Origin of the sequence: Paludisphaera mucosa, assembly GCF_029589435.1 — a bacterium.
GTDB classification, from domain to species: Bacteria; Planctomycetota; Planctomycetia; order Isosphaerales; family Isosphaeraceae; genus Paludisphaera; species Paludisphaera mucosa.
Window position 1 is genome coordinate 130,297 of the sequence record NZ_JARRAG010000003.1, and the last position, 10,831, is coordinate 141,127.

At 67.5% G+C, this 10,831-nt stretch carries 12 protein-coding genes; 5 read left to right on the top strand and 7 right to left on the bottom strand.

Features of this window, described 5'->3' with window-relative positions; translation table 11 throughout:
• Window positions 1-21: 21 nt before the first annotated feature.
• Window positions 22-942 carry an AraC family transcriptional regulator gene (locus PZE19_RS30775; RefSeq protein ID WP_277864500.1) on the bottom strand — a complete coding sequence of 307 codons (921 nt, stop codon included), beginning with the start codon at window positions 940-942 and terminating at the stop codon, window positions 22-24.
• Between the two features lie 193 nt (window positions 943-1,135).
• Between PZE19_RS30775 and PZE19_RS30780 the strand changes: the two genes are divergently transcribed.
• Both PZE19_RS30780 and PZE19_RS30785 read left to right on the top strand, forming a co-directional pair.
• A complete protein-coding gene (locus PZE19_RS30780) occupies window positions 1,136-2,134 on the top strand; it encodes an aldo/keto reductase (protein ID WP_277864501.1) in 999 nt (332 codons plus the stop codon).
• 185 nt (window positions 2,135-2,319) lie between these two features.
• Complete coding sequence (locus PZE19_RS30785; RefSeq protein WP_368411424.1) at window positions 2,320-2,715, top strand: (R)-mandelonitrile lyase; 396 nt, start codon at window positions 2,320-2,322, stop codon at window positions 2,713-2,715.
• 38 nt (window positions 2,716-2,753) lie between these two features.
• Here the strand turns inward: PZE19_RS30785 and PZE19_RS30790 are convergent, their stop codons facing one another.
• Entirely contained in the window at window positions 2,754-3,200 is a 447-nt protein-coding gene (locus PZE19_RS30790) for an SRPBCC family protein (protein WP_277864503.1), read from the bottom strand.
• Between the two features lie 326 nt (window positions 3,201-3,526).
• Between PZE19_RS30790 and PZE19_RS30795 the strand changes: the two genes are divergently transcribed.
• Window positions 3,527-3,754, top strand: coding sequence for a hypothetical protein (locus PZE19_RS30795; RefSeq protein WP_277864504.1), 228 nt, complete (start codon window positions 3,527-3,529; stop codon window positions 3,752-3,754).
• A 266-nt stretch (window positions 3,755-4,020) separates the two neighbouring features.
• Window positions 4,021-4,593 (top strand): hypothetical protein, encoded by a 573-nt coding sequence (locus PZE19_RS30800; RefSeq protein WP_277864505.1) that lies wholly within the window; start codon window positions 4,021-4,023, stop codon window positions 4,591-4,593.
• Between the two features lie 111 nt (window positions 4,594-4,704).
• Here the strand turns inward: PZE19_RS30800 and PZE19_RS30805 are convergent, their stop codons facing one another.
• On the bottom strand, window positions 4,705-6,054 hold the full coding sequence (locus PZE19_RS30805; protein ID WP_277864506.1) for a hypothetical protein: 1,350 nt from the start codon (window positions 6,052-6,054) through the stop codon (window positions 4,705-4,707).
• Window positions 6,055-6,516: 462 nt separating this feature from the next.
• On the opposite strand from PZE19_RS30805, the gene PZE19_RS30810 reads away from it, so the two are divergent.
• A complete protein-coding gene (locus PZE19_RS30810) occupies window positions 6,517-6,981 on the top strand; it encodes a hypothetical protein (protein WP_277864507.1) in 465 nt (154 codons plus the stop codon).
• 147 nt (window positions 6,982-7,128) lie between these two features.
• Here PZE19_RS30810 and PZE19_RS30815 read toward each other — a convergent pair whose 3' ends face one another.
• The 4 genes from PZE19_RS30815 to coxB are packed head-to-tail and all read right to left on the bottom strand — an operon-like array spanning window position 7,129 to window position 10,817.
• On the bottom strand, window positions 7,129-7,491 hold the full coding sequence (locus tag PZE19_RS30815; RefSeq protein WP_277864508.1) for a cytochrome C oxidase subunit IV family protein: 363 nt from the start codon (window positions 7,489-7,491) through the stop codon (window positions 7,129-7,131).
• Window positions 7,492-7,508: 17 nt separating this feature from the next.
• Window positions 7,509-8,243 (bottom strand): cytochrome c oxidase subunit 3, encoded by a 735-nt coding sequence (locus PZE19_RS30820; protein ID WP_277864509.1) that lies wholly within the window; start codon window positions 8,241-8,243, stop codon window positions 7,509-7,511.
• A complete protein-coding gene (gene ctaD, locus PZE19_RS30825) occupies window positions 8,212-9,870 on the bottom strand; it encodes a cytochrome c oxidase subunit I (protein WP_277864510.1) in 1,659 nt (552 codons plus the stop codon). The genes PZE19_RS30820 and ctaD overlap by 32 nt, the downstream gene beginning before the upstream one ends.
• On the bottom strand, window positions 9,867-10,817 hold the full coding sequence (coxB, locus tag PZE19_RS30830) for a cytochrome c oxidase subunit II (protein ID WP_277864511.1): 951 nt from the start codon (window positions 10,815-10,817) through the stop codon (window positions 9,867-9,869). Before coxB ends, ctaD begins: the two co-directional genes overlap by 4 nt.
• Between the last annotated feature and the right edge of the window lie 14 nt (window positions 10,818-10,831).

Sequence of the window (10,831 nt, forward strand, 5' to 3'; positions counted from 1 at the left end):
GCCCACGCTCCTTCACGAGCCTCAGCCGGCGATGAGGCGGGCCCGGGTCTGGCCGGCCTCCTCGACGGGGGTCGCGCCGAAGAGCCGTTTGAACTCCCGGCTGAACTGCGAGGGGCTCTCGTAGCCGACGGCCCTCGCGGCGGCGCCCGCGTTGTAGCCATCGTGGGCCATGAGCCGCCGGGCCCGGTCGAGGCGGATCCGCTTCAGGTACTGGAGCGGCGAGCTGGCCGTCACGAGCTTGAAGTGCTGGTGGAAGACGGCGGCGCTCATGCCCGCCCGCCGCGCCAGCTCCTCGACGCCGAGCGGCCGGGCGTGCTCGGCGTGGATGTATCTGACGACCCGGGCGATGCGGGCGAAGTGGTCGTCCCGGCTGGCCAGGGCGCGGAGCGAGCCGCCCTGCTCGCCGAGGAGCACCCGATACGCGATCTCGCGGACCATCTGTCGGCCGAGGATTCGGCTGTCGAGGGGGCTCTTGAGGCACTCCAGGAGGCGGACGACCGCCCCGCACAGGTCCTCGCCCATCGGGGTCGTCGAGAGGCCCCGGGGCGTCGGCCCGACGGGGGCCGAAAGCTCGTCCATCTCGAGGATCAACTCGCCGAGCATGGCCGGCTCGACGTCGACGGCGACGATGAGGATGGGCTCCTCCGGGCTGGCGTCCGCCTCGCACTCGGCCGGCATCGGCACCGACGAGACGAGGTAGTTGAACGCGTCGTACGTGTAGACCTCGTCGCCGAGGTAGGCCCGCTTCCGGCCCTGGCCGACGATGACGATGTTCGGGTGATAGACCATCGGGGCCCGCGCGAGCGGCTCCGACCTGCGGAGGACCCGGACTCCGTCCACGGCCGTCGGATGCAGCCCTTCCTGCACGGCCACCTCGTCCAGCAACGCGGCGAGACGCCGGCGGACCTCGTGCGGGCCTTCCGCCCCGTTTCCCGTCTTCATGGGATTTGTCATAGCTTTAGGATACGAGAATCCGCATCAAAACGGCAATCGTCGCGCCATCACGGAGGATTAGGCAAAGGTTTCAGAGGAACGTTCCTTTCCCCCGGGGGGTGGTCGGCCTCTAATGAAAGGGTCGGGGGCGGGCCGCCTCGGGCATGAGTCGGACGTCGCCCCCAACCCAGGAGGAAGAGCGATGCAGAAACGGAAACTCGGAGACGGCGGGCTGGAAGTCTCGGCCCTCGGGCTGGGCTGCATGGGGATGAGCTTCTCCTACGGCCCGCCCAAGGACGTCGCGGAGATGACCTCGCTCCTGCACGCCGCCGTCGAGCGCGGCGTCACGTTCTTCGACACGGCGGAGATCTACGGGCCGTTCCTGAACGAGGAGCTGGTGGGCGAGGCCCTGGCCCCGCTCAAGGGCCGGGTGGTCGTCGCCACCAAGTTCGGCTTCGACCTGAGCGGCGAGGATAAGCGGCCGGGGGCCGCCGGGCTGGACAGCCGGCCCGAGCACGTCAAACAGGCCGTCGAGGGCTCGCTCAAGCGACTCCGGGTCGAGACCATCGACCTGCTCTATCAGCACCGGGTCGACCCGGACGTGCCCATCGAGGACGTCGCCGGCGCGGTGAAGGAGCTCATCCAGCAGGGGAAGGTCAAGCACTTCGGGCTCTCCGAGGCCGGCGTCCAGACGATCCGCCGCGCCCACGCCGTCCAGCCGGTCGCGGCGCTCCAGAGCGAGTACTCGCTCTGGTGGCGGAAACCCGAAGCGGAAGTCATCCCGACGCTCGAAGAGCTGGGCATCGGCCTGGTCCCCTACAGCCCGCTCGGCAAGGGGTTCCTCACGGGCAAGATCGACGAGAAGGCCACCTTCGAAGGCACGGACTTCCGCAGCATGCTGCCGCGCTTCACGCCCGAAGCCCTGAAGGCGAATCAGGTCCTCATCGACCTCCTCGGCGGCATCGCCCGGCGGAAGGATGCGACCCCGGCGCAGGTGGCCCTCGCGTGGCTCCTCGCGCAGAAGCCCTGGATCGTCCCCATCCCCGGCACGACGAAGCTCCACCGCCTCGACGAGAACCTCGGGGCCCTCGCCGTCGAGCTGACGCCCGACGACCTCCGCGACATCGACGCCGCCGCCGCGAAAATCACGGTCGAGGGGGCCCGCTACCCCGAGAAGTTCGAGCGCATGTCCGGCCGCTGAAATGCGGGACGGCCTCCCTGAACGGGGCGACTTGCATGGCGATCTTGAATGACCGCGACGACGACCAGGCCCCCACATCGCCGGATCGTCGCCGCTTCCTCGCCGCGGGACTGGCCCTGGCCGGGACGCCGTCGCTGGCCCGCGGCGCGGCGGCCGACCCACCCACTCGACACCCGGAGGTCCGCATGGAAATCCAGCGAAACGGCTCTCAACCTTCCCGGAAGGGGCCTGCCGATTGGTTCTCCGGCACGGTCCGCATCGACCCGCTGTTCCAGGGCGGCGAACCGGCCCGCGCATCCGCCGCCAGCGTCACGTTCGAGCCCGGGGCCCGCACGGCGTGGCACACCCACCCGCTGGGGCAGACCCTGGTCGTCACGGCCGGATGCGGCCGGGTCCAGCAGGAGGGTGGGCCCGTCGAGGAAGTCCGATCGGGGGACGTGGTCTGGTTCCCGCCCGGGGTCAGGCACTGGCACGGGGCCTCGCCGACCACGGCCATGATCCACATCGCGATCCAGGAGCAGCTCGACGGCAAGGTCGTCGATTGGCTGGAACACGTGAGCGACGAACAGTACGGCGCGTGACGGCGTCGGCGAACGTCGCCGGCCCCGGTCGTCCCCGTTCAGGCGGCTTCCGATTCGAGCAGCTTTTTGAGGTTCGAGGCGGCGTCGCGCGTCTGCTTGCCCAACCCCAGGCGGATGAGCGGCGACATGAGCTTGCCGGCCCAGGTCTTGGGCGTGATCTCGATGACGTGCGAGGTCAGCGCGCCCTCGGGCGCGGCGGCGACCCTCAGGTCGACCGAGACGTCGAAAGCGGCGTCGCCGTACTTGCAGTGGAGACGCTCGCCGGGCGTCCGCGCCAGGATCTCGCCCGCCATCTCGCCCTGTTTGCCGCCCTGCGTGTAGACGTAGTGCAGCTTGTCGCCCGGGGCGTTCGGGCCCGGGCCGACCTTCTCCAGGCTCACGCAGGGGGGCAGCCATTTCGCCGTGATGGGCAGGTCGTCGATGACGGCGAACGCGCGTTCCGGCGTCACCCGAACGATCTCGGTATGCTCATATCGAATCGACATATCACCCCCCCCCAATAAGCGCGATGGTCGAGACCTCGCGCGGGTCGTCCTCGGGCCCGTCGATCGACGGTGCGACCTTCCGCCCCAGGAGTTTACGGCCCTTCAGCCTCGTCGGATAGCTTCTCACGGATGCTCCATGTCTGCGAGGCTGAAGTGGCCGGTCCCGATCCGTCCGCGGCGACGACCCTAAGTTCGTGTATCGTCACCCACACCGCCGAAATGATCACACCGCCCGAACAGACCACGGCCTCAAGGTCGGCGCGGGGTTTGCAACGTCATGTTCCGCGTGGCGTATCCTCAACCCACGCCTTGAAGGACATGATGATATGACGACCCACATCGCCGCCCATCGCAAGGCCTCCTGGCTCGACGGCCTCAAGAGCACGATCGCCGGCCTCTTCACGCGGCCCGAGCGCAAGCCATGCCCGCCGGGGACCGCGCTGAAGTCTTCCGACTGCGTGCCGATCACCACCGACGAGGCGGTCGACCTGGCCTCGGAAGACTCCTTCCCGGCCAGCGATCCCCCGAGCTACACGGGCATGAGCGCTAATTGACCCAGGCCGCGAGCCGGCCTCGCCCGCACTTTGACGTCAATAAGCTTTAAATAGCTTGCTGCGAGGTCGACTCGGCCCCTCTGTCGCACTGCGACGGCCGGACGAAATGATGGGGCCGGCGAATCTTGATCGTGTCCACCCGTCGAGGGGGCCGGCATGATTGTTGCAAAGATTCGTTCTTCATCGGCCCGCGTGTTTTTCCGCGGGGCCTTATAGACGATCCCGAATCCCGGCGACAAGCAGCTTTTAGAAGGGGGACGTGACCCATGGCGGAATCGAAAACGCCGCTCGAGCGGGCCTTGACGCTCGCGGCCGTGAGCGGACTGAAGGTGACGATGGGGCCCGCGCTCCTGGAGGCCTCGCGACGCGGGCCCCGGACGAACGGCTGGGTGCTCGGCGCCCTGGGCGAGATGGCCCTGGACAAGCTGGGGTTCCTCCCCGCGCGTTATCGCCCGATGCTGATGATCCCCCGTGCCCTCGCCGGGGCCTATGCGGCCCGCGAGAGCATGCGGCGGGACGGGGTCGAGGATTCCTCGATCCCGATCATGGGGGCCGTGGTGGCCGCCGGCGTGGCGTGCGTCGCCCCCATCGCCCGCATCACCCTGAACCGCGGCCTGGGCGTGAATAACGCCGTGCTCGGCCTGGCCGAAGACTACCTCGCCCTGAAGTTCGGCGGCGAGGCCGTCGGCCTGTCGATGGAACAGCTCGGCGACGCCGCCAAGGAGGCGGTCGGCGACCTCCGCGACAAGGTGGCCCCCGACCTGGAGTTGCCTTCGCTCCCCTCGCTGACCGGCTCGCACCCCGACACCCGTCCCGCGCCGATCCCCAGCCACATCTGACCGGATCGGCCCGACCGACCTCGAAAACCCAGGCCCCGCAGTCCTCGTCTTGATCCGTCAAGCGAGGCCCGCGGGCCTTTTTTTCGTCGATGATCGCGACTCCGACCACCCTCATTGCGATCGCATGCCCGTCCACCAAGGCTGCGCCGTCGTCCTCGTGCGCTCGAACTGGACCATGTAATCGCTGCCCGGCAGCCCCGTAGCGGTCCCGTCTAGGGGGATGCCGGCGAGGCTGGTCAGGCCGTTCGGGGTCGTGCCGACGATCGTGAGCTGGAACATCCCATGCTGCGGCAGCCGCCCGATCGGCTGAAGGACGACGGACTGGGATTCGGAGTCGTACCGGGCCCGGTGGATCGGGACGGCCCGATCGTCCCCGGTTCCCGGCCGGCGGTCGCGTCCCGACCAGACCAGGCGATAGTTGCCGCGATCCTCGGCCGAAGCGGCGCTCATCGGTTCGCTGAAGCTCGCCACGAGGGCCGTCGGCCGACCTTGGGCGCCGACGCACCGGAAGCCCGCGACGGTCGGGGCCCGGACCGCCGCGGGGACGACGTCGAAGGCGCGGGTCGTCGCGGGGATCAGTCCGCCGCCGGCGATCGAGAGCGTATAGCCGGAGCCGATCCTATCGAGCGTCAGCCCGGAGAAGGTGGCCACGCCGTCCTGGGCCGTCGCGGTCAGCACGCCGCCCAGGGCGGTGCCGCCCGGGTTTCCGGCCAGGGCCACGGCGACGGCACCTCGGAAGGTGCCGTCGACGTTCCCGAAGAGATCCTCGGCGGCGACGGTCACTTCGAAATCGCTGCCGGCGACGACGGAGCCGTGCGGCTGCGCCGTCACCACCAGTTGCGACGCGACCGCCTGGATCGCACGAAACGAGAGGTCGTCCAGGGCGAAATCGTTGCCGGCGTACGCGGTCTGCCGGTCGAAGATCTGGATCTTGGCGACGACGGCCGTCCCCGAGTTCCAGGTCGCCGAGAACGACGACCAGCTGCCGCCCCGCGCGGGGACCGGGTAGTCCGAGCCGATCGGGGCCCCGTTCACGAGGAACTGCAGGCGGGCCGGGCTGGGATCGAGGCCGACCATGGTCGCCGCCCATCCGGAGAAGGTGTAGTTTGTGCCGGGCGACACCGCGACCGTCTCCTGCCAGACGACCTGATCGGGGATCAGGGCCCCGTCGACCTCGTCCATGAGGCCCGTCCCCGTGGTGTGGTCGCCGAAGCTCAAGAAGCTCGCCAGACGGTCGGCGTCCGGGTCGCGACCGATGATGTAGCCGCCGGCCATGTCGATGTTGGGATACTGGGTCGTGAAACCCACGTCCCCGAGTTCGAAGTGGCCGTTGGCGAGCAGGTTGCTGAGCAGGGCCCGGCCTTCCAGCAACTCCACCGACGGCCTCGATCGGGATCGCCGCGAGCCCTCGGCCGGGGCGCGGCCCGGCCGCCGTACGCGCAGCGGGAAGAGAAGAGACACGGTGGTTCCTCCTTCGCCCAGGTCGCCCCGGTGGGTCGCGTCGGGTTGTTCCGCATCGGCCCGGCGGGGGCCGGCCGTCGTCGACGGGGCGGGAATGACGAAGGCCCCGGTCATGTGCCCGTGCACACTCCCGAGGCCTGCATGACCGGCTCGGCCCACCCCTCGCGAGCAGGCCCTGTTCTGAAGTCTAAGCCGAAAAGCGGCGACCTGTCAATAAGTCTGCCCTTCTAAAGATTTCATGTTATGTTCAAGCGATTATCAATTAAGCGAGGGCCGCGGGTCATTTCGTCGATCGTCGAGATTTCAGGAGCACTGTTGAGCGGCCGCCCGCGATGAATTATACCGGATTGCTGCATAGGGTGAGCGATCGCCGCGACTTGGCATGAGCCCGGACGTCGGTTCCGAATCCCATTCCTGGAGGCGGGCCATGAAGCCGTCCCGATCCCCGACGGGCTCGCCGTCATGATGGAAGCATCAGGCCGGATGCGGCTCGGGCGGTACGAGTTCGCCGTCGAGTCGGCGACGTTTCGATACATCTCGCAGAGCTGGTCGGGGCCGGGCTGGGACTTCAACATTCGGGGGCGATGCCTCAACGACGACCCGATCGAGCCGATGTATCCGCACGGCGGGATCGGCGTCTATACGGAGGCGGCCCCATTACCTTTCGAGAAGGCCGTCGACTACACCGGCGTCGAACTCGACCTGCCGGGCGGTTGCGACGAGGCCACCGGCGAGCCGTATTTCGCGATCGACGTCGGTGAGAGCTACGAGGTCTCGGACGTCCGGCTGAGGTTCGCGGGGCGGGACGGCGACCGCTATCTCATCGAGATGTCCGGGACCGCGCCGAGTTCCCTGCTCGGGCGTCCGGAGCGTCTCGACCTGAGAGCCTGGGTGCAAGAACGACCCGACCACGCCTACCCGGCATAGGCCGGCGGGCGGGGTCGTCGACGCCGCCACGAAGGAGCCTTCGCGAGGCGGGCGCCCGGGGCCGGAAATGCGCAACGCCGCGCGCGACGCCCGGGTGATCGAGGCGTCGCGCGCGGCGTTCGTCTTGGTCGCGTCCTGGAGCCGTGCTCACTTCCCGAGGATGTGCAGCCAGCCTCGGGCGAGGTAGTCGGACAGGAGGAAGGCGAGCAGCAGGCCGACCCACAGCAGCGAGCCGACCGCCGTGATCCAGGTCAGCGGGGCGCTGTAGTAGACGTGCATGAAGAACAGCACGATCAGGACGGCCTTGATGAGCGCGATCGTCATGGCGACGGGCAGGTGGAACGCGCCCAGGGGCATGAACGACGCGGCCACGGTCGCCGCCAGGAACAGCATCAGCGCGATGTAGATCAGGACGTACGTCCGGACCTCGATCACGTGGTGCGCCTGCGCGTGCGCGTCGGTGGTCTGCGCCAGGTTCGTCTGCGAATGGGAATGCGACGTATGCGCCATAGGTCTGGGTCCGCCTGTCACTCGATCAGGTAAAGCAAGGGATAGAGGAACACCCACACGACGTCGACGAAGTGCCAGTAGAGCCCCAGGACCTCGACCTGCGTGGTGCCGAAGCCGGAGAACCATTTGATCCGGATCAGGACGGCGAAGATGAGCACCGCGGCGATGCCGACGATCATGTGGAACGCGTGCACGCCCGTCATGAAGAAGTAGAGCACGAACATCATCTGGAACTGGCCCTTGTTCCGGCTGAACTTGGCCTCGTCCAGGTTGCCGTTCGCGTCGAGGCTGGCCGCCTTGAGGACCTCGGCGTCGTGCTCGGAGACGTGGAAGCTGCGGCCGGGCAGGTAGCCGTGGTCGATCTCGGTCTTGTACTCGCTCGCCTTGACGCCCAGGAAGATGGTGCCGAGCAGGGCCGTGAGGATCAGGTTGCGGACGATCCCCCGCCGGTCGCCGACCTGCGAGCAGCGCACGGCGAAGGCCATGGTGAGGCTGCTCGTCAGCAGGACGAGGGTGTTGAAGAAGCCGACCCACATGGCCATGTGGTGGCTCCCCAGCTTGAACGCGTCGGGCGCGAGGGCGCGGTACACGGTGTAGGCCGCGATCAGGCCGCTGAAGAACATGACCTCGCTGACCAGGAAGAACCACATCCCCAGGTTGGAGGTGAGGTGCTGCTGGTCGAGGTCGTCGAAGTGGGACAGGAGGAGCTGCGTCCCCTCGTCAGGAGCTGTGGACGTGCTGGACGTGTGCATATTCCCGTTCCGCCTCCTCCGGCGAGTACAAGTACGGTTCGCAGGTCACCAGGACCGGCTCGTGGAAGTTGTGGGTCGTCGGCGGCGACTCGACCTGCCATTCGAGGCCTGTCGCGCCCCAGGGGTTGGGGCCGGCGTTGCGGGGCTGGCGAAGCGAGAGCAGCAGGTAGACCAGCGGCATGATCAGGCCGACCGCGAGGATCGAGGCCCCGGCCGTCGACATGACGTTGAGGACCTGGAACTCGGGGCGGTACTCGAAGTAGCGCCGGGGCATGCCCAGGTAGCCCAGCAGGAACTGCGGGAAGAACGTCAGGTTGAAGCCGACGAACACCAGCAGGGCCGACAGCTTGCCCCACAATTCGGGGTAGGTCCGGCCCGAGATCTTGGGCCACCAGAAGTGGATGCCGGCCAGGTAGGCCATGGTCGTGCCGCCCACCATGATGTAGTGGAAGTGGGCCACGACGAAGTAGGTGTCGTGGACGTGCACGTCGATCGCCAGCGAGGCGAGCATCAGGCCGGTGAGGCCGCCGATGGTGAACAGGCCGATGAAGCCCAGGGCGTAGAGCATCGGGGTGTCGAACTTGATCGAGCCCTTGTACAGGGTCGCGGTCCAGTTGAACACCTTGATGGCCGAGGGGATCGCGACCAGGAAGCTGAGGATCGAGAAGACGGCCCCGGCGTACATCGACTGGCCGGAGACGAACATGTGGTGGCCCCACACCAGGAAGCCGAAGATCGCGATCGCGACGCTGGCGAAGGCGATGAATCGGTAGCCGAAGATCGGCCGCCGCGCGAAGCAGGGGATGATCTCGGAGATCACCGCGAAGCCGGGCAGCACCATGATGTACACGGCCGGGTGCGAGTAGAACCAGAAGAGGTGCTGGAAGAGGATCGGGTCGCCGCCCAGCTTGGGGTCGAAGATCCCCACGTGGAAGAGCCGCTCCAGGCCAACCAGCACGATCGAGATCGCCAGCACGGGCGTCGCCAGGACCATGATCAGGGCCGTCGCGTAGTGCGACCAGACGAACAGGGGGAGGCGGAACCAGGTCATCCCCGGGGCCCGCATCGTGTGCACCGTGACCACGAAGTTGAGCCCGGTGAGGATCGACGAGAAGCCGGTGATGAAGACCGTCACCGCCGCCGTCACCACCATCGTGTTCGAGTACATCGTGCTGAACGGCGTGTAGAACGTCCAGCCGGTGTCGATGCCGCCGAAGATCAGGATCCAGACCCCCATCAGGCCGCCGATGATGTAGACGTACCAGCTCAGGAGGTTGATCTTGGGGAAGGCCAGGTCGCGGGCCCCGATCATCAAGGGGATCAGGAAGTTCCCCAGCACCGACGGGATGGCCGGCACCAGGAAGAAGAAGATCATGATCACGCCGTGCATCGTGAACATGCGGTTGTACGAGTCGGGCGTCGCCAGCACGTCCCCCTTGGGGGTCATCAGCTCGAGGCGCATCAGGCCGGCGATCAGCCCGCCCACCGCGAAGAAGACGGTGACCGAGATCATGTACAGGATGCCGACCCGCTTGTGGTCGGTCGTCAAGAGCCACGACGCGACCGTCGAGTCCGACAGGTAGTCGGCCGGCGGCCCGTCGTGATGGGCAAGGGCCGAGGCGCTCATTGGCTCGTCTCTCCGTTGGCGATGGACTTGATGTAGGCGATGATCTTCAGCAGGTCGGTCTCGCTGATCTGGTCCTTGAACGACGGCATGATCGGCTCGTAGCCGGCCACGACCTGGTCTTTCGGGAGCAGGATCGAGTCGCGGATGTAGCGGTCGTCGGCCGTCACGAAGTGGACGTCCTTGCCGTCCTGGATCGGCACCGGCTTGCCGTAGACGCCTTCCAGCCTGGGGGCCTGAACCGTCTGGCTGCCGCGGTGGCAGCCGGCGCAGTGGTGCTGGACGAACAGCCGTCCGCCCTCCTCGGCCTGCGAGGGGCCGACCCCCTTCTCGGAGAGCCAGGCCTCGTAGTCGGCCGGCTCCATCACGTGGACCTTGCCGATCATCAGCGAGTGGTTCGTGCCGCAGTACTCGGCGCAGAAGAGGTTGTACACGCCGACCTTGGTGGGCTCGAACCAGAGCGACGTGTAGCGGCCCGGCAGGACGTCCTGCTTGATGCGGAAGGCCGGGATGTAGAAGCTGTGGAGCACGTCCTGCGAGGTCATGTTCAGCTTCATCGGCCGGCCCAGCGGCACGTGCAGCTCATTGGTCTCGGAACGGCCCTGGGAGTGCTGGACGTACCACATCCACTGCTTGCCGACGACGTCGATCTGGGTCGCGTCGGCCGGGGCCTCGTAGAGGTCGAAGAAGAGCCGCGTCGACCAGGCGTACATGACCACCGACAGGATCGCCGGGATGACGATCCAGACCGCTTCCATCGCCTTGCTGTGGGTCGGCGGGTGGCTGCGGTCGGCCGCGTTGCCGCGGCGGTAGCGCACGCAGAAGGCCAGCACGAAGAGCAGGATCGCCATCGTGAAGAACACGAGGACGCCCAGCTCGAAGAGCATCAGGGCGTCCAGCTTCGGCGCGTTGGTCGAGGCCTGGTCCGGGAACAGGGGGAAATCCCACATGGATGAAATACCTT